Annotated in this window: 18 protein-coding genes; 11 read left to right on the top strand and 7 right to left on the bottom strand. The window is 64.0% G+C overall.

All coding sequences use genetic code 11. The features are described 5' to 3' along the window. The first annotated feature begins 125 nt into the window (after nucleotides 1-125). Both ACLM42_RS12235 and ACLM42_RS12230 read left to right on the top strand, forming a co-directional pair. A complete protein-coding gene (locus ACLM42_RS12235; protein WP_247909873.1) occupies nucleotides 126-1,361 on the top strand; it encodes an inverse autotransporter beta domain-containing protein in 1,236 nt (411 codons plus the stop codon). Nucleotides 1,362-2,292: 931 nt separating this feature from the next. After that, a complete protein-coding gene (locus tag ACLM42_RS12230; RefSeq protein WP_415399269.1) occupies nucleotides 2,293-3,819 on the top strand; it encodes a B12-binding domain-containing radical SAM protein in 1,527 nt (508 codons plus the stop codon). Here ACLM42_RS12230 and ACLM42_RS12225 read toward each other — a convergent pair. Then, nucleotides 3,816-5,108: an O-antigen ligase family protein gene (locus tag ACLM42_RS12225; RefSeq protein WP_415399268.1), complete on the bottom strand. Its 1,293-nt coding sequence runs from the start codon at nucleotides 5,106-5,108 to the stop codon at nucleotides 3,816-3,818. The genes ACLM42_RS12230 and ACLM42_RS12225 overlap by 4 nt on opposite strands. Next, on the bottom strand, nucleotides 5,105-5,977 hold the full coding sequence (purU, locus tag ACLM42_RS12220; protein ID WP_247909869.1) for a formyltetrahydrofolate deformylase: 873 nt from the start codon (nucleotides 5,975-5,977) through the stop codon (nucleotides 5,105-5,107). Before purU ends, ACLM42_RS12225 begins: the two co-directional genes overlap by 4 nt. Nucleotides 5,978-6,107: 130 nt before the next feature. Between purU and psbQ the strand changes: the two genes are divergently transcribed. From psbQ to pstS, 3 genes are read left to right on the top strand one after another with little or no spacing between them, the layout of a single operon-like run. Beyond that, on the top strand, nucleotides 6,108-6,593 hold the full coding sequence (gene psbQ / locus ACLM42_RS12215; protein ID WP_247909868.1) for a photosystem II protein PsbQ: 486 nt from the start codon (nucleotides 6,108-6,110) through the stop codon (nucleotides 6,591-6,593). Between the two features lie 59 nt (nucleotides 6,594-6,652). Next, entirely contained in the window at nucleotides 6,653-7,690 is a 1,038-nt protein-coding gene (locus tag ACLM42_RS12210; protein ID WP_415399267.1) for an NAD(P)/FAD-dependent oxidoreductase, read from the top strand. A gap of 52 nt (nucleotides 7,691-7,742) precedes the next feature. Beyond that, the gene (pstS, locus tag ACLM42_RS12205) at nucleotides 7,743-8,738 is read left to right on the top strand and encodes a phosphate ABC transporter substrate-binding protein PstS (protein ID WP_247909866.1); all 996 of its coding nucleotides are present in this window, start codon (nucleotides 7,743-7,745) and stop codon (nucleotides 8,736-8,738) included. A 118-nt stretch (nucleotides 8,739-8,856) separates the two neighbouring features. Here pstS and dnaK read toward each other — a convergent pair whose 3' ends face one another. Further along, complete coding sequence (gene dnaK, locus ACLM42_RS12200) at nucleotides 8,857-10,761, bottom strand: molecular chaperone DnaK (protein ID WP_247909865.1); 1,905 nt, start codon at nucleotides 10,759-10,761, stop codon at nucleotides 8,857-8,859. 53 nt (nucleotides 10,762-10,814) lie between these two features. Here dnaK and ACLM42_RS12195 point away from each other — a divergent pair, with 53 nt between their 5' ends. The 4 genes from ACLM42_RS12195 to ACLM42_RS12180 all read left to right on the top strand — a co-directional run bounded on the left by ACLM42_RS12195 (nucleotide 10,815) and on the right by ACLM42_RS12180 (nucleotide 13,088). Next, nucleotides 10,815-11,729, top strand: a complete 915-nt coding sequence (locus tag ACLM42_RS12195; RefSeq protein WP_415399266.1) for a shikimate dehydrogenase — start codon at nucleotides 10,815-10,817, stop codon at nucleotides 11,727-11,729. A 36-nt stretch (nucleotides 11,730-11,765) separates the two neighbouring features. Further along, nucleotides 11,766-12,227 carry a Tic20 family protein gene (locus ACLM42_RS12190; protein ID WP_247909863.1) on the top strand — a complete coding sequence of 154 codons (462 nt, stop codon included), beginning with the start codon at nucleotides 11,766-11,768 and terminating at the stop codon, nucleotides 12,225-12,227. An 89-nt stretch (nucleotides 12,228-12,316) separates the two neighbouring features. Continuing rightward, nucleotides 12,317-12,685 carry a 30S ribosomal protein S6 gene (gene rpsF, locus ACLM42_RS12185; RefSeq protein ID WP_415399265.1) on the top strand — a complete coding sequence of 123 codons (369 nt, stop codon included), beginning with the start codon at nucleotides 12,317-12,319 and terminating at the stop codon, nucleotides 12,683-12,685. A gap of 76 nt (nucleotides 12,686-12,761) precedes the next feature. Then, nucleotides 12,762-13,088, top strand: a complete 327-nt coding sequence (locus ACLM42_RS12180; protein ID WP_247909861.1) for a hypothetical protein — start codon at nucleotides 12,762-12,764, stop codon at nucleotides 13,086-13,088. A gap of 9 nt (nucleotides 13,089-13,097) precedes the next feature. On the opposite strand, the gene ACLM42_RS12175 is transcribed toward ACLM42_RS12180, so the two are convergent. Together ACLM42_RS12175 and ACLM42_RS12170 are read right to left on the bottom strand one after the other, a co-directional pair. Beyond that, nucleotides 13,098-14,297 carry an argininosuccinate synthase gene (locus ACLM42_RS12175; protein WP_247909860.1) on the bottom strand — a complete coding sequence of 400 codons (1,200 nt, stop codon included), beginning with the start codon at nucleotides 14,295-14,297 and terminating at the stop codon, nucleotides 13,098-13,100. Further along, nucleotides 14,297-14,560, bottom strand: coding sequence for a hypothetical protein (locus ACLM42_RS12170; protein ID WP_247909859.1), 264 nt, complete (start codon nucleotides 14,558-14,560; stop codon nucleotides 14,297-14,299). Before ACLM42_RS12170 ends, ACLM42_RS12175 begins: the two co-directional genes overlap by 1 nt. Nucleotides 14,561-14,662: 102 nt before the next feature. Between ACLM42_RS12170 and ACLM42_RS12165 the strand changes: the two genes are divergently transcribed. Next, entirely contained in the window at nucleotides 14,663-14,938 is a 276-nt protein-coding gene (locus ACLM42_RS12165) for a DUF3134 domain-containing protein (RefSeq protein WP_010313850.1), read from the top strand. A 44-nt stretch (nucleotides 14,939-14,982) separates the two neighbouring features. Further along, nucleotides 14,983-16,044: a phospho-N-acetylmuramoyl-pentapeptide-transferase gene (gene mraY / locus ACLM42_RS12160; protein ID WP_247909858.1), complete on the top strand. Its 1,062-nt coding sequence runs from the start codon at nucleotides 14,983-14,985 to the stop codon at nucleotides 16,042-16,044. On the opposite strand, the gene ACLM42_RS12155 is transcribed toward mraY, so the two are convergent. Continuing rightward, the gene (locus tag ACLM42_RS12155) at nucleotides 16,012-16,257 is read right to left on the bottom strand and encodes a hypothetical protein (protein ID WP_247909857.1); all 246 of its coding nucleotides are present in this window, start codon (nucleotides 16,255-16,257) and stop codon (nucleotides 16,012-16,014) included. The two genes, mraY and ACLM42_RS12155, sit on opposite strands and share 33 nt — an antisense overlap. Continuing rightward, nucleotides 16,254-16,466, bottom strand: coding sequence for a hypothetical protein (locus tag ACLM42_RS12150; protein WP_247909856.1), 213 nt, complete (start codon nucleotides 16,464-16,466; stop codon nucleotides 16,254-16,256). Before ACLM42_RS12150 ends, ACLM42_RS12155 begins: the two co-directional genes overlap by 4 nt. Nucleotide 16,467: the final 1 nt, after the last annotated feature.

Raw genomic sequence — 16,467 nt, 5'->3', positions numbered from 1 at the left:
TCTGTTCAAACCGGCAAGCAAATGGTTAAGTGCAAATACCTAGTCCCTTGTGGTGTGCGGGAATGGCGAATCTTTATCGAGGCCGATTACGAGCGCGGCGCACGCTCATTGCAGCTGCAGCGCCCTTGGCCCTGACACTGGGCACTGGAGCGCGAGCCGAGGAAACTCAGCAGCGACTGGAAGGCTTCAGCAGCTCCGAACTCGGCCTGACCGAGGAGCCAGCGGTAGAGCAAGACAAACCGCTGATTAGCGAGGACCAACTGCCCGCAGAAGGCAAGACGATCACGATCGGCAAGCCGCTGGCGCACCAACCCTGGAAGTGCGACGTCTTCGTCGACCCCCGCTCCCGCGCTTGCCTGGGTCCCGCCGAGGTGCGTCAGCCCCGCAACCTGTTTGAGCGGATCGTTCAAAAGGGTGCCGGCTACGCCGCTCAATACGGCCCGGCGATGGTCAATGGCGATGGCGTTGACCTGGGCGGAGTTGTCCAGTCCGAGGTCACCCGCACCCTGATCAGCAGCGGCGTGAACTACGCCAACAAGCAGATCAAGAAGATCCCCTTCTTCGCGCAAACAACCCTCGGCCTAAACGCAGCCACCAGCAGTGACCTGACGGGCTACCTCGATAGCTTCATGCGCCTCAAGACGCTGGGCTACGACAACGAGGGCGATCCGATGGGCCTGATGTTTGGCCAAGCGCGGGTCACCCTGGAGACCTCCGCCCAACCCCAGGTCAATGTGGGCTTGGGCAGCCGCTACCGCCTCGGCGATGAGGCCATGGTCGGCCTGAACGGCTTCTGGGACCTACGCACCACGAACTACTCCACCGCCTACACCCGCTGGGGCATCGGCGCTGAGGGCTTCTGGAAGAGCTTTGAGCTGCGCAACAACTGGTACATCAACGGTTCAGCTCAAAAAGACATCACCATCAACGCCATCGACTACACCGAGCGGGTCGTTCCTGGTTGGGATGTGGAGCTGGGTTACCGCATCCCCTCCTATCCCCAACTGGCGATGTATCTCCGTGGCTTCAACTGGGATTACACCGGTGCTCACAGCGATAACAGCGGTGTCGAAGGCTCGGTGAACTGGCAGGCCACTCCCCACGCCAACCTGGAGTTGTGGGTGTCGAATGAAATCCCGGCCTACCCCACCGACTCGAACAACGACATCGGCAATCAGCCGGGCCCCTATTTCGGCGCTCGCATTCGTCTGACCGGCCGCCCGGTGACCTTCGCGAAGAACAACGCCAAACAAAACCTGATCACCCAGATGACCCAGCCAGTGCGTCGTCGCTACGAGGTGCTGCTTGAGCGAACGAAGAAACCGATAACAAGCTTCACCAACCAGGCATCCGGTACATAAGGATCAACTCCATCAAAACTTCCACCTAACCGAAAAAGAATGATGAATCGCGCTTTAAAACTTGCCTGCGCTGGAGCAGCAAGCTTGTCTCTCTTGATTCCAATCAGCCCAGGCAAATCTCAGACAACGTCGGTCTGCCCAGCATCGGGATCGAATGTCGCCCTCCCAGCCGACGACAGCTGCGCAACCACACCCAGCCGATACGAGATTGTGATCTACGAAATGGGGCTCTGCACATCCAACCCCACAGCGAGCAACTCTTTTGATCGATCTACCTGCACATCAACACTCATCAGTAGCGGCGGCGTCACCACTGACCTGGCACCAGGCTCCACAGTCGATTTAGGAAGCAGCGGCGGGTCTTTACCCGAACCAGGGAGCTATTCCTATGCCTACATCATTATGGCCAATACTTTCGGACTCAATGTCTCCTATGCAGCATCCGATGGCAATACCTATGCATCAAACTCTTCCGGACAAGTGGTAGCCGGTGGCACCCCTACAGATTTCACGGAAACGCTCGTGAATTTTGACGGGGGTGGCACTTGTGAACCCACCGCGAGCGCCTCAGTCACAGGAGGGAACCTCAGGGCAATGCTTGCTGACGGCTCTCTGAGCAGAGCTAATAGCTGCACAGGAGTGACACGTCTTGTCGGCACCTTTGAACCGTCATCGCCGATCGCAATTACGTCGTCTACATCTGGGCTCAACGTGAGCTTCACAGTCACAGACAATGGGGCCACAATCACCACGAACGGTGCAGCGACTCCGATCCCAACTGATTTCAGCAGCGGCCCCTTCTCACCATTTTTCACGGTGATCGAATGATTCCGCTCTCTGATGGAATGACTTCAGTCCTCCATCCGAGCTCCTGAACCAAGAGACCCTGCTGTTTGAGCCGGCTGCTGCGCAGCAGGGTGCCCTTCGGGCGGTGTTGGCCTTCCCCAGCACCTACACCGTGGGGATTACGAGCCTGGGCTATCAGGTGGTCTGGGCGACCTTGGCCCAGCGCGCCGATGTGGACGTGCGGCGCCTCTTCACCGACCAAGGGGATCCGCAGCACCGGCACTGCGACCTCTTTGGCCTATCCCTGAGTTGGGAACTCGACGGGCCGGTGCTGCTGGATCTGCTGGAGCAACAGCGCATCCCGATCTGGGCGAGCGAGCGCGGCGACAACGATCCGATCGTCTTCGGCGGGGGGCCGGTGCTGACCGCCAACCCTGAACCCCTGGCTCCCTTCTTTGATGCGGTTCTGCTCGGCGATGGCGAACTGCTGCTGCCAGCGTTCATCGATGCCCTGCAGGCCTGCAAAACCGCCCCGCGCCACGAGCGCCTGCGGCGCCTGGCGGCGGTGCCCGGTGTCTATGTCCCGTCGCTCTATGCCCCCCGCTACGGCGAGGACGGCGCACTGCTGGCGATCGAACCGATCGAGGCCGGCATCCCCGAAACCGTTGAGAAGCAGACCTGGCGAGGCAACACCCTCAGCCACTCCACGGTGATCACCCCAGAGGCGGCCTGGCCCTCCATTCATATGGTCGAGGTGGTGCGCAGCTGCCCGGAGCTCTGCCGCTTCTGCCTGGCCAGCTACCTCACCCTGCCCTTCCGCACCCCGAGCCTCGATGACGGGCTGATCCCGGCGGTGGAGAAAGGCCTAGGGGCGACCCAGCGCTTGGGCTTATTGGGGGCATCGGTCACCCAGCACCCGCAATTCGGCGACCTACTGCAGTGGCTCGATCAGGACGGCTTCGAAGGCACCCGAGTCAGCGTCAGTTCCGTGCGGGCCGCCACCGTCACGCCTGAGCTCGGGCGGATCCTGGCCAAACGCGGCAGCAAGTCCCTCACCATCGCCATCGAAAGCGGCAGCGAGCGCATGCGCGAGGTGGTCAACAAAAAGCTCGCCACCGAGGAGATCTATGCCGCGGCCCGCTACGCCAAAGAAGGTGGCCTCAGCGGCCTGAAGCTGTACGGCATGGCCGGCCTGCCCTCGGAAGGCGAAGACGACATCGAGGCCACCGCCGACCTGATGCTGAAGCTCAAGAAGGCCACCCCGGGGCTGCGCCTGTCTTTAGGGGTCAGCACCTTTGTGCCCAAGGCCCACACCCCCTTCCAGTGGCAAGGCGTCCGCCCCGAAGCCGAGAAACGGCTGAAGCTTCTGGCCAAGCGGCTCAAGCCCAAGGGCATCGAACTGCGCCCCGAGAGCTATGGCTGGAGTGTGATTCAGGCGCTGCTCTCCCGCAGCGACCGGCGCCTGGCCCCGGTGATTGCTGCGGTGCGCGGCCGCCACGACAAACTCGGCGGCTGGAAACAGGCCTACCGCGACGCCGAGACGCCCCTACCCCCCTGGGAGGAGGTGATCCACAACGCCTGGGATGCCGATCGGGTCCTGCCCTGGGAGCACCTCAAAGGCCCCCTGCCCAAGGCCACCCTGCGCAAGCACCACGACGAAGCCCTGGCCTAAAAGCGGCAGCGCAGACCGGCCAAGAGAATCCAACCGGCAATGTTCAGCCGGCTGTCGTACATCGGGATGTCGGTGGCGTGCAGCACCACCAGCACAAGCGCCGCTGCCCACCAGGCCCGCTCAAACAGTGCACCGCTGGCCATCCCGAGCCGCACGCCGCGGATCAACAGCCAGAGCACCAGGCCCACCAGACCCAGGGCCACCGGCAGGCCATGGCTGAGGGCCAGATCCAGAGCGATGTTGTGGGGATGGCCATGCCAATGGCCCGTCCGCAGGGGATAGATCACGCTGAAGGCCGCTGCCCCCCAACCCAGCCAGGGGCGCTCGCCGATCAATCCAAGGGCCGTCCCCCACTGACTGAGGCGGGTGAGAGCCAGGGGCCTCTCCCCCTGGGAGTTGAAATCGTTCAATCGGCCCCAGATCGACTGGGGCACGATCTCCCGCAGGGGGGCCTGAATGACCGCCGGCACCCCCGGCAGGGTCGCCAGGGCGACGGGCAATAGCGCCAGCAGCAGCAGGGGCACCAGCCAAATCCAGCGCCCCGGTCCGAGCACGATCGGGACCGCTAAAACCAAGGCTCCCCAACCGTTGCGGGAATCGGTGGCCAGCATCTCCGCCACCTGGATGACCACCAAGGCAAAACTGACACCCCAGAGCCCAAAAGCCAGGGGGCCAGAGCGCCAGCAGCGACAATGCTGCAGAAAGGCCGCCAGCACCAGGGGCCAGCTCAAGGCCAGCCAGGCCGCTGTGATGTTGGCGTAATCAAACAGGCCCGAAAGTCGCCCGGGTGGGTTGCCTCCGCCACGGATCCACCAAACGATCGCCCCGCCCAGCAGTTCGTAGGGACCGCTCCAGCCGAGCACCATCTGGCCAAAGCCCGTGCCCAGCACCGGCACGGTTCCCGCCACGAGCCACAGGGCCACCCTGCGCCGGGCCTCGGGCGTGGCCAGATAGGGCTGGAACCCCCAGAACGCCCAAAAGAAGGGCAGCCAATTGCCCAAGCCCACCCAGGAGAGCCAACCGCTCGAGGCGGCAAAACAGCCCAGGACCATCCAGAGACCGATGGCGGCGAGCCACCAATTGACCCGGTCGTCCCGCCAGGCCGTCGGCTGACGGCTACCCAGGATCAAGGCCACCAGCAGCAGCAATCCCGCCAAGAGCGCACTGGCCGGCAGGAGCAGCAGAGCCACCTGAAAGCAGCGCCAACCCCAGGGGGTCGCCGCCGCCGGCCGCTCTCCATCCAGCAACTCCAAACCGGCGTGCAGAGGCCTGCGCCAGAGCTGGGTCATTCGAACACCGCCGTACGGCCGCGGTAGACCATCACTTGTCGTTTCAGATGCAAGCGCACCGCCCGGGCCAAGGCCAGACGCTCGGTGTCGCGACCTTTGCGGATCAGATCCTCCACCTCGTCGCGGTGGCTCACGTTGACAGTGGACTGGGCAATGATCGGGCCCGCATCGAGCTCGTCGGTCACGTAGTGCCCGGTGGCCCCGATTAACTTCACACCCCGCTCCCAGGCACGGTGATACGGCTGCGCCCCCATGAAGGCCGGCAGAAAGGAGTGGTGGATGTTGATCACCCGGTGAAAGGCATCCGGGGGATCAAAAGCCGCCAAAAAGCTCGGGGTGAGGACCTGCATGTACTTCGCCAGGATCACCAACTCAATGCCGTGCTCCTTCAGGAGCTCAAGGTGACGGGCCTCCGCCTCGCCTCGGTTGGCCTTGCTGATCGGCACATGGACGAATTGGGCGCCGAACTCCTGGGCGATCGAAGCGAGGTCCGGGTGGTTGGAAACCACCAGCGGCACCCGCATCGGCAACTCACCGGTGCGCACACGCCAGAGCAGATCCAATAAACAGTGGTCCTGCTTGCTGACGAAGATCGCCACTGCAGGGCGCTGATCGGAGAAGGTGACCGTCTGTTCACCACCCAGGCGTTCCGCCAGAGAGACCGCCGCTGGGGCAATCGCTTCGCGGGGCAAACCGAAGCCCTCAAGCTGCCACTCAATGCGGCTCAGGAACAATCCAGCCCCTTGGTCGCTGTGGTGATCGGCATGGACGATGTTGCCGCCATTACCCGCGACCCAACCGGAGAGCTCCCGCACAAGCCCCGGCTGATCCGGACAAATCATCTGAAGGATGGCGGTGGCAGCCGTCATGGAATGGCGTCAAAGCCCGTTGAGATCTGAATTCTGCCGTTCAAGCCGTTGCAGCTCGTCATGCAGGGCTCAGAGACCAATGGCCCTGGGTAAAGTCCCGCAATCAAGTTCAGCAAGAAAGGCTGCCCTGATGGCTGCTCAACAGCTCCATTCCGCCCTGCGGCGACTGGCCCTCGCGGCCCTCGCTCTGGTGATCAGCTTTGGCCTGACCGCCTGTGGTGGCGCCAAAGCTAAAGCCCCCACCCTGAGCGCCGATGACATCACCGTGATCGAGCGCCAGGCCGAAGGGTTCCTGGCGGCTCGCAACCGCCTCCCCGAGCTGGCCACCCTGGTGAACGAGCGCAACTGGGTCTTCACCCGCAACCTGATCCACGGCCCCATGCAGGAAGTGGGTCGCGAGATGCTCTACATCAACCAGCGCCTGCTCCCCGGCGATCGGCCCGAAGCCAACAAGCTGGCCACTGATCTGAAGACTGCTCTGGCCGATCTGGACGAAGCCGCCCGCCTGCAGGACGCCAACAACCTCAGCAAGGCCTACATCAAGGTCGCCAGCGGTTTTGGCCGTTACGCCCAGATCCTTCCTGAGCAGGTGCAGTCCGACCTCAAGCAGATCTGAATCCGCTGAACACCCTGCCCACCAGCCGGTCCTCATCGATCTGCGTGATCGGAGCCGGCATGGTGGGCCTTTCTGTGGCCTGGGAGCTGCAGCGGATCGGGCACCAGGTCACGCTGTTTGACCCCCACCTGCGGCAAGCCCAGAGCGAGGACGCCGGCAGCAGCGCCGCCCTAGGCCTGCTCATGGCCCGGCTCTTCCGCCGCAGCAGTGGCCGGGGCTGGAGGCTGCGGCAGCAGTCCCACACCCTCTGGCGCCAGTGGCGCGACGAGCTCCAGCAGCGGGGCCATGTCCTGCCGTTCCGCGCAGGCCTGCTGCAGCTCGCCACCACTGCCGCCGAGCAGGAGGCGCAAGTCCAGCTGGCCAGCCAGCGCGAGGACCTGCGGCTGCTCCAGCCCACGGAACTGGAGCAGCTCAGACCGCTCGTTCCCCAACCCTGCCTGGGGGGACTGCTCTCTCCAGGGGATGGACAACTCGATCCAATTCCGGCCATGCAGGCCCTGCTGGAGGACGGGGAACGCTTGGGGCTCACGATCGAAGCCTCTGCCGTTAGCGCCCTGGAGCGCAGCAGCACTGGCCAGTGGCGCGTGCGCAACACCCTTGACAGCCCTGGGTCCTTTGACTGGGTTGTGCTCAGTGCCGGACTAAGCAGTTCGGTTCTCCTGGAGCCCTTGGGCCACGAGCGCCCCCAGCACCCGGTGCTGGGCCAGGCCCTGGAGCTTCAACTCGCTGAAACCGATCACGGCGAAGGCAACTGGCCAGGCAGCTTGAGCTGGAGCGGGATCAACCTGGTCCCGCGTCCTGGGGGGCGCCTCTGGCTCGGTGCCACCGTGGAGATTGATCACCTCCAGGGTCAGCCGCAGGAGCTACGAGCGCTGCGTGAGCTCGGCGGCCATGCCCCGCCCTGGCTGCAGCGTGCAACGGTGCTGCGGCAGTGGCAGGGACTCAGGGCCCGCCCCCTGGGGAGGCCCGCACCGTTGCTGGAGCAACTGGAACCTGGCCTACTCCTGGCCAGTGGGCATTACCGCAATGGAGTGCTGCTGGCTCCCGCCACCGCAGCCTGGGCGGCCGAGCAAATCGAGAACGCCGGCCAGTGCTGACCGCTGGGCGGGGCTTCTTTAGCCTGAAGACTCTTGTCGACACCCGCCGACGATGCTTCGCACCCGCACCCTGGCACCGCTGAGTCTCCTTGGAGTGCTCGCCCTGACGGCCTGCGGCGGCTCCGGATCTGACGGCGGTGCCTCCAGCGCCCGCCTCCAGGGTGCAGGGGCCACCTTCCCCGCCGCGATCTACCTGCGCTGGTTCCAGGACCTGGCCGCCAAAGGCAAAGTCAAGGTCAACTACCAGTCGGTGGGCTCCGGTGCTGGCATCCGCCAGTTCGATGCAGCCACCGTTGACTTCGCCGCCAGCGATAAGCCGCTCAGCGAAGAGGATGCCGCCGGCATCAAGCGCGGGGCCGTGCAAGTCCCGATGACCGCCGGTGCAATCGCCGTCGCCTACAACAACCCCGGCTGCGAGCTCAAGCTCAGCCAACAACAGCTGGTGGGGATTTTCGAAGGCAAGATCACCAACTACAGCGACCTCGGTTGCGGCGATCAGGCCATCAAGGTGGTCTACCGCTCCGACGGCTCGGGAACGACCTACAACTTCACCAAATCTCTCTCGGCCTTCAGCCCCGCCTGGGCCTCCGGTCCGGGCAGCGGCAAATCGATCAAATGGCCCACGGGCCTTGGGGCCAAGGGCAACGAAGGCATGGCCGCCAGCCTGCAGCAGATCAAGGGCGCCCTGGGCTACGTCGAGAGCTCCTATGTGCGCGGCGATCTGCAGGCCGCTGCACTGCAGAACGCCGGCGGCAGCTACGCCAAGCCCACCACCAAAGCGGCGGCTGAAGCCCTGGGCAGCATCGATCTAGGCCCGAACCTGACCGGGAGCAACCCCAATCCAAAGGCGGGCTACCCGATCGTGACCTTCACCTGGATCCTGCTCTACAAGAGCGGCAATGGCGACAAGCTCCAGGCCCTGCAAGAGGCGTTCAACTACACCCTCAGCGATGAGGCGCAGGCCAATGCCCCGGCCCTCGGCTATGTGAGCCTGCCGGCCAACGTGCTGCAACAAGCAAGGGCTGCCGTGGCCAGCATCGGCGAATAAAACCTGAACCCTCCAGGCCTCCCTCCTCTGGAGGGGGGCTTTTTGCTGCGCTGCTCAAGGCACGAAAAAACCCCCGGCTCACGCCGGGGGTCATGGGCTCACAACCGTGAGCGGTGAATCACTTCGACTCGGTGAATTCGGCGTCGATCACGTCGTCACCGGCCGAACCGGAACCACCGGCCTCTGCGCCAGGGGCGCCAGCGGCGGCACCTTCAGCACCGGCGGCTTGCTGATAGACAGCGGCACCGGCAGCGTAGAGAGCCTGCTGCAGGGTCTCGAGCTCGGACTTCATGGTGTCGAAGTCGTCTTTTTCGATGGCCTCCTTGAGCTTGGCGGAGGAGGACTCGACCTTGGCCTTGTCCTCGGCGCCCACCTTGTCGCCCAGCTCGCCCAGCTGCTTCTCGGCTTGATAGACCAGGGTTTCGGCCTGGTTCTTCACGTCGATCCGCTCGCGCTTCTCCTTGTCAGCGCTGGCGTTGGCTTCGGCGTCCTTCACCATCTTGTCCACCTCGTTGTCACTGAGGGTGGAGGCCCCGGTGATGGAGATGCTCTGCTCCTTGCCGCTGCCCTTGTCCTTGGCGGTGACGCTCAGAATGCCGTTGGCGTCGATGTCGAAGGTGACTTCGATCTGGGGAACGCCACGGGGGGCCGGGGGGATGCCATCGAGGCGGAAGGTTCCAAGCGACTTGTTGTCGCTGGCCATCTCGCGCTCGCCCTGGAGCACGTGGATTTCCACATTGGTCTGACCGTCCACGGCGGTGGAGTAGGTCTCCGACTTCTTGGTCGGGATGGTGGTGTTCCGGGGGATCATCTTGGTCATCACACCGCCCAGGGTTTCAACACCCAGGGACAGGGGAGTGACGTCCAGCAGAAGGATGTCCTTGACCTCACCGGCGAGCACACCGCCCTGAATGGCGGCACCCACGGCCACCACCTCGTCGGGGTTCACGGTTTGGTTGGGGGACTTCCCGGTGACGCGCTTCACCAGCTCGAGCACGGCGGGGATGCGGGTGGAGCCACCCACCATCACCACTTCGTCCAGCTCGGAGGAAGCCAGCTTGGCGTCCTTCAGGGCCTGCTCGACGGGCACGCGACAGCGGTCGATCAGCTTGGAAGCCAGCTCTTCGAACTTGGCCCGGGTCAGGGTCAGGTCGAGGTGCTTGGGACCTTCAGGGGTCGCCGTGATGAACGGCAGGTTGATCTCGCTCTGGGTCGCGCTGGAGAGCTCAATCTTGGCCTTCTCGGCAGCTTCGGTCAGACGCTGCAGGGCCTGCTTATCGCTACGCAGATCGATGCCTTCATTGGACTTGAAGGTGTCGGCCAGGTGATCAACGATCACCTTGTCGAAGTCATCGCCACCCAGGTGCGTGTCACCGGAGGTAGAGAGCACCTCGAACACGCCGTCGCCGACCTCGAGGACCGACACGTCGAAGGTGCCGCCGCCCAGGTCGAAGACCAGGATGCGCTCGTTGCTCTTCTTGTCGAGGCCATAGGCCAGGGCAGCCGCGGTGGGCTCGTTGATGATGCGCAGCACCTCAAGGCCAGCGATCTTGCCGGCGTCCTTGGTGGCCTGACGCTGGGAGTCGTTGAAGTAGGCGGGAACAGTGATGACCGCCTGGGTCACGGTCTCACCGAGGTACTTACCGGCGTCTTCAGCCAGCTTCCGCAGCACCTGAGCACTGACTTCCTCAGGGGCGAACTGCTTGTTGAGAACAGGACACTTGACCTTGACATTGGAGCCGGCCTTCTCGACGCCGTAGCTCACTTCCTTGGACTCTTCGTTCACCTCATCGACCCGGCGTCCAATGAAACGCTTGACCGAATAAAAGGTGTTCTCCGGGTTCATCACCGCCTGGCGCTTGGCGATTTGACCCACCAGTTGATCCTGGTTCTTGGTGTATGCCACCACAGAGGGCGTGGTGCGGAAGCCCTCAGCATTGGCAATCACGGTGGGCTTGCCGCCCTCCATGACCGACACGCAGCTGTTAGTGGTGCCAAGGTCGATACCGACAACCTTGCCCATGGGTGACCTCTGAACTGAAGGCATCCTCCGCAGCGGCACCCGGGTGGGGCTAGGTGTGGTTGCCGAACAGTGCCCGAACCACCGTGAACGCCGAGGCCCGCATCCAAGGCAGCACCGCGCTTGTGGGGGTACTCGGGGATCCCGTACGCCACTCCCTCTCACCGGTGATGCACAACGCCGCGTTGGCGGCCATGCAGCTGGACTGGGCCTACCTGGCCTTGCCGACCCCAGCGGCCGAACTCAGCACCGTCGTGCGTGCCCTGGAAGCGATGGGCTGCCGCGGCCTGAACGTCACCATCCCCCACAAGCAAGCCGTCGCGACGCTCTGCCACGAGCTCAGTCCCCTCGCCCAGCGGCTGGGGGCCGTCAACACCCTGGTGCCGCGCCAAGGCGGCGGCTGGCTGGGCACCAATACCGATGTTGAGGGGTTCTGTGCACCGCTGCGGGAGGCCAACTGGAGTGGCAAGCGGGCCGTGGTTCTCGGTTGCGGCGGTAGTGCGCGAGCCGTCGTCGCCGGCCTGGCGGACCTGGGCTTTGGCGACATTGTTCTGGTCGGCCGGCGGCCCGAAGCCCTTGAGGCCTTCCAAGCGGACTGCCAAAGCTGGGCGCCCCAACTGAGACCCCTGATCTGGGAGAAAACCGTCAGCGCGGCCCTCCAGCAAACCGACCTCGTGGTCAACACAACGCCCATGGGGATGGCCTCAGCCACGGATCCCACCGCCGCCAGGGCCTGTCCCCTGAACAGTGCGGAACTGCAGGCGCTTCCAGCCCAGGCCTGGGTCTACGACCTGATCTACACCCCTCGGCCCACCGCCCTGCTGGAGCAAGCAGGAGCAAAAGGCTGCCGCACCCTCGATGGCCTGCGGATGCTTGTGGAGCAAGGGGCGGCCTCCCTGCGCCTGTGGAGTGGCAAAAGCGAGGTTCCTGTGGAGGTCATGCACCAGGCCGCCCTGCGCCAGCTGCATTAGGTCCCACTAACGTCACGTCCACGTCGACAGCGCGCGATGACGATCCCCAGTTGGCAGCGGCTTCTAGCCCTCCTGACCTATCTCCTGCCCTGGAGCGATGGCCTGCCCTTCGGGCGATCCCTCATCGGCCTCTTCCCCATGCTCCAGTGGCTGAGCCTGCCGGCGCTGCCGCTGATCTTGATTGAGCAGGCCATCCCCTTCGGTGGGTTCATCCTGTTCCTGGTGCTGTTTCTGGGGGTCGTACGGAACCCACGGGTGCCTTATTTCATCCGCTTCAACGCCCTGCAGGCGATCCTGCTGGACATCATCCTGATCGTGCTCTCCCTGGCGTTCAACCTGCTGCTGGCTCCCCTGGGGGGGAACTTCGCCGTGCGAACCCTGGCCAACACCATCTTCCTGGGGGTGCTGGTGCTGGTGCTGTTTGGCATCGTCCAGTGCCTGCGCGGCAAGGAAGCCGACATCCCGAGCCTGTCTGAGGCGGTACGCATGCAGCTGTAGGGTGGACGATCCGCCGCTGGCAATCGAGGCCCTAGGCCTTGAACACCAGCCACCGTCCCTTTCGGCGTCCACGTCGGATCGCGTAAGTCATGTCGCAGCCCTACTACGAAACGATGTACATCCTTCGTCCGGACATCCCGGAGGAAGAGGTGGAAACCCACATCACCAAGTACCGCGATCTCGTCAACGAAGCCGGTGCAGAGGTGCTGGATTGCCAAATGCGTGGCAAGCGCCGCCTGGCCTACACCATCGCCAAGCACAAGGAAGGCATCTACGTGCAGCTGGCCCACAACGGTGACGGCCAACAGGTTGCTGCCCTCGAGAAGGCCATGCGCCTGAGCGAAGACGTGATTCGCTATCTGACCGTCAAGCAGGACGGCCCCCTGCCTGCTCCCCGTAGCGGCCCCGCACCACAAGCCGCTAGCGACGAAGAAGCTCTGCAAACCGCAGGCGCCTGACCGCGAAAGCCATCTCGCCTCTTGATCCCTCCTGGAGCCTTCGTTAGGTTCCGGGAGGTTTTTTATTGGCCAGCTGTTGGAGCACCAAGACCTTCAGGCGGCCTTGGCACAGAGCCAACAGGAGCTTGAGCGCGCACGGCAGCAGATCGCCGAACTGGAGGCCCTCCTGGCTGAGTTGCCTGGAATTTTTGAGCGCAAATTCAGCGAACGGCTCGAACCGATCCTCGAGCGCCAGCGGTTGTTAAGCGCCGAAAAAGAACAACTGGAGCAGAGTCAGCACCAACTGAAGCCGCAGTCCTCGTTGAGGGAGGAGCCCCTGATGCTTCCCCTCCAGCCCGAGGGGGCACGGATGAACTCTCGAGTGCGGCCGCTCTGGCCCCAAGACCCATCCGTGGCAGCCTGAGACCAGGCCTTAGCGCTGGCTGTTAGCCCAGAGACGGGTCGGCAGACCCCAGACATAAATGAAGCCCTCAGCGGCGCGGTGATCGAATTGATCTCCCGAGTCGTAGGTGGCCATGTCGGGGACATAGAGGCTGTTGGCACTGCTGCGGCCCACGACGGTGGCGTTGCCCTTGTGCAGCTTCACCTTGACGGTGCCGTTGACGGTGCGCTGGGTGCGGTCGATGAAGCCATCGAGAGCATCCTTCAGTGGGCCGTACCAGAGGCCTTGATAGACCACATCGGCCCATTGCTGCTCCAGCTGACGCTTGCTGCGGAGCACGTCCGCCGCGAGGGTGAGGCTCTCCAGTTCCTGGTGGGCCTTGATCAGCAGCAGCAAGCCCGGGGTTTCGTAGATCTCACGGCTCTTGATGCCCACCACGCGGTTCTCGATCATGTCGAGACGGCCATAGCCATGGCTACCGGCCAGATCATTCGCGCGGCGAATCAGGCTGACGGGATCCAGGCGCTCTCCATCGATGCTGACGGGATTGCCGTTCTCGAAGCCGATCTCCACCACCTGGGGCTGATCGGGGGCGGCCTCCACACTCACGGTGAGGGCGTAGACCTCCTCGGGGGGCTCGACGTTGGGATCTTCGAGGGGGCCGGCCTCAATCGAGCGACCCAACAGGTTCAGGTCAATCGAATAGGGCGACTTCTTGCTCACCGGGGAAGGAATCCCGCAACGCTCGCCGTAGGCGATGGTCTCCTCGCGGCTCATGCCCCATTCACGGGCAGGGGTCAACACCTTCAGATCCGGCGCCAGGGCTCCAATCGCCACATCGAAACGAACCTGGTCGTTGCCCTTGCCGGTGCAGCCATGGGCCACCGCATCAGCACCGACCTCGCGGGCGATCTCCACCAGACGGCGGGCAATCAAGGGACGCGCCAGGGCCGTGGAGAGGGGATAGCGGCCTTCGTAAAGGGCATTGGCGCGAATCGCAGGGAAGGCGAAATCACGGATGAACGGTTCGATCAGATCACCAACGATCGACTGGCTCGCGCCGGAATCCAGTGCCTTTTGACGGATGGGCTCGAGCTCATCCCCCTGACCCAGGTCAGCGGCGAAGGTGATCACCTCCTCCACACCCCACTCGTTCTTGAGATAGGGAATACAGACGCTGGTATCCACACCACCGGAATACGCCAGCACAGCCTTCTTGGCCCGGCCCATCAACGCTCTCCATGCGCGCAATCGATCGATTCTCCACTGTCGCGGTGGCGAACCATCTGGAGCGCCAGCCAAACGGCCATCCCCAGGGGAGGGAGCACGACCAGGGCCAAGGCCAGAACCGCCGCGACATCGGGCTGCTCAAGGGCCCAGGACTGCGCCAACAAGGGCGTCGGCCAGTGGCCTCCCGCCCAGACCAAGACCCCACTGAGAACGAGGGCTGCGCCCCAGGCCGGCAACAGCTGCCACCATTTCGCCGCTGTCATGTCCGCCCCAGGGAGAGTCTCAGATAGGATGGCGGATTGGCGCCAGCTGGGTAGCTACGAACCCGGCACTCCTGTACACCGACGTCCGACGGGCCTCACGCGATGAGCAGCAACCTCAGCACCAGCCTCTCCCAGCTGGATGGCATCAACCCTTCGCTGACCCGCTACGGCCGCAGCGAACCCGCCCCGGTGCTTCCACTGCGCGAAGAGCCCGATCTACTGAGCTGGCTTGAAACCAGCGGCCGCCTCGTTGTGGATGAAGAAGCCGCCACCAGCGACGTCAGCACCGTGGAAGAAGAAGAACTGTCAGCGCTGATGGGCGAGAAAGAGGACTACAAGGCCGACGACGAGCAAAACGAGGAAAACTGGGAGGACTGATTCCTCCCACCCCTGTGGTCTCCACCAGCAGGTTCATCGCCTCAATGCCCAGCAACAGCCGCCGCCTGGCGCTGCTGCTGGGCTTGTTGCTGTTAGGGGTCTGCGCGGGCTGCGACTGGTTCACGCGAACGCCGCAGCTCACCGTGCCCCTGCTGGTGGCAGCGTCCATCAGCGCTGTGGTCTGCGCCTGGGGAGTGCCGCGTCTGCGCCGTCTCAAGCTGGGGCAGGTCATCCGCCAAGAGGGACCCCAAAGCCACCTCAGCAAAGCGGGGACTCCCACCATGGGGGGACTGCTGGTGGTCCCGGTCGGGGTGCTGGTGGGCGGGCTGATCGCCCCCAGCGACCTGCGCTTACCAGGGGTGGCAGCCATCACCCTGGCCTACATGGCCATTGGCGGATTCGATGACTGGCGCAGCCTGACCAAGCACCACAACACAGGACTGTCCCCCAGCGGCAAGCTGCTGTTGCAGGCCTTGAGCGCCGCTGGCTTCCTGGCGTGGGCCGCCTGGCACCAGCTGATCACAGACAGCATCGCCCTGCCCCTGGGCTGGATCCTTCCCCTGGGCCTGCTCATCTGGCCCCTGGGACTGTTTGTCTTCCTGGCTGAAAGCAACGCCACCAACCTCACCGATGGCCTCGATGGCCTGGCGGCCGGCTGTGGGGGCATCGTCTTCAGCGGAATGGGGGTTCAGCTGATGCTCAGGGGCAACGAGGGGGACCCCGCCCTCGCGGGGTTCTGCGCCGCCATGGCCGGCTGCTGGCTTGGCTTTTTGCTGTTCAATCGGCACCCAGCCCGAGTGTTCATGGGAGACACGGGGTCCCTAGCGATGGGTGCCGCTCTGGCCGCTGTGGCCCTACTGAGCAACAGCCTCTGGGCCCTGCTTGTCATGGGTGGAATCTTCTTAGCGGAATCCCTATCGGTGATCATCCAGGTCTGGGTGTTCAAGGCCACCAAGGGCCCTGATGGGGTTGGCCGACGGGTCTTCCGAATGGCCCCCCTGCATCACCACTTCGAACTGGGCGGGGCTTCCGAGCAACAGGTCGTGGTCGGCTTCTGGCTGATCAGCGCGGGGCTAGCTGCCCTGGGATTGCTGCTGCTGGCCTGAGCTAACTCGGTAGTAGCGGCAATAGCCAAGAACCGTGGAATAGGCGTTGTAGCGACCAGGCTTCAGCCGCAACTGCTGCATTGCTTCGGCATCACTGAGTTGCATCGATGCCCAGCGGGCACAGACCTGGCGATGGTCCCCCCAGAACCAGGCCAGAACAGGCGCGACGGTCCCCACAATCAGCAGCACGAGCCAAGGCCAGCGCAGGCTCATGCAGCTACATCCAAATCGCGAGGCGGCTCAAGCTCGGGGCGCTCTGGCTCAAGGGTGCGAGAGGACAACCCCACCACATTGGGATAAGCAGCCTGCCGCAGTCGCTCCCGCTTCGCGGCCCTCTGCACGGCCGCGGAGTAATAGGAATAGCCAATGAAAGCCGCCGATCCAGCGACCATCACAGCAGGGAGATGGATCAAAATCTCCATC

This window comes from Synechococcus sp. W4D4, from assembly GCF_047716805.1.
In the GTDB taxonomy this organism is placed as follows: domain Bacteria; phylum Cyanobacteriota; class Cyanobacteriia; order PCC-6307; family Cyanobiaceae; genus Vulcanococcus.
The sequence above is the reverse complement of the archived record's forward strand: the minus strand, read 5'-3'. Positions and strand labels throughout refer to the sequence as shown.

Bases quoted from the DNA above. Each gene is read 5' to 3' on its own strand.
- ACLM42_RS12225 (WP_415399268.1), bottom strand. From the start codon at position 5,108: ATGACCCAGCTCTGGCGCAGGCCTCTGCACGCCGGTTTGGAGTTGCTG.
- purU (WP_247909869.1), bottom strand. From the start codon at position 5,977: ATGACGGCTGCCACCGCCATCCTTCAGATGATTTGTCCGGATCAGCCG.
- psbQ (WP_247909868.1), top strand. From the start codon at position 6,108: ATGGCTGCTCAACAGCTCCATTCCGCCCTGCGGCGACTGGCCCTCGCG.
- ACLM42_RS12210 (WP_415399267.1), top strand. From the start codon at position 6,653: ATGGTGGGCCTTTCTGTGGCCTGGGAGCTGCAGCGGATCGGGCACCAG.
- pstS (WP_247909866.1), top strand. From the start codon at position 7,743: ATGCTTCGCACCCGCACCCTGGCACCGCTGAGTCTCCTTGGAGTGCTC.
- dnaK (WP_247909865.1), bottom strand. From the start codon at position 10,761: ATGGGCAAGGTTGTCGGTATCGACCTTGGCACCACTAACAGCTGCGTG.
- ACLM42_RS12190 (WP_247909863.1), top strand. From the start codon at position 11,766: ATGACGATCCCCAGTTGGCAGCGGCTTCTAGCCCTCCTGACCTATCTC.
- rpsF (WP_415399265.1), top strand. From the start codon at position 12,317: ATGTCGCAGCCCTACTACGAAACGATGTACATCCTTCGTCCGGACATC.
- ACLM42_RS12175 (WP_247909860.1), bottom strand. From the start codon at position 14,297: ATGGGCCGGGCCAAGAAGGCTGTGCTGGCGTATTCCGGTGGTGTGGAT.
- ACLM42_RS12170 (WP_247909859.1), bottom strand. From the start codon at position 14,560: ATGACAGCGGCGAAATGGTGGCAGCTGTTGCCGGCCTGGGGCGCAGCC.
- ACLM42_RS12165 (WP_010313850.1), top strand. From the start codon at position 14,663: ATGAGCAGCAACCTCAGCACCAGCCTCTCCCAGCTGGATGGCATCAAC.
- mraY (WP_247909858.1), top strand. From the start codon at position 14,983: ATGCCCAGCAACAGCCGCCGCCTGGCGCTGCTGCTGGGCTTGTTGCTG.
- ACLM42_RS12155 (WP_247909857.1), bottom strand. From the start codon at position 16,257: ATGAGCCTGCGCTGGCCTTGGCTCGTGCTGCTGATTGTGGGGACCGTC.
- ACLM42_RS12150 (WP_247909856.1), bottom strand. From the start codon at position 16,466: ATGGAGATTTTGATCCATCTCCCTGCTGTGATGGTCGCTGGATCGGCG.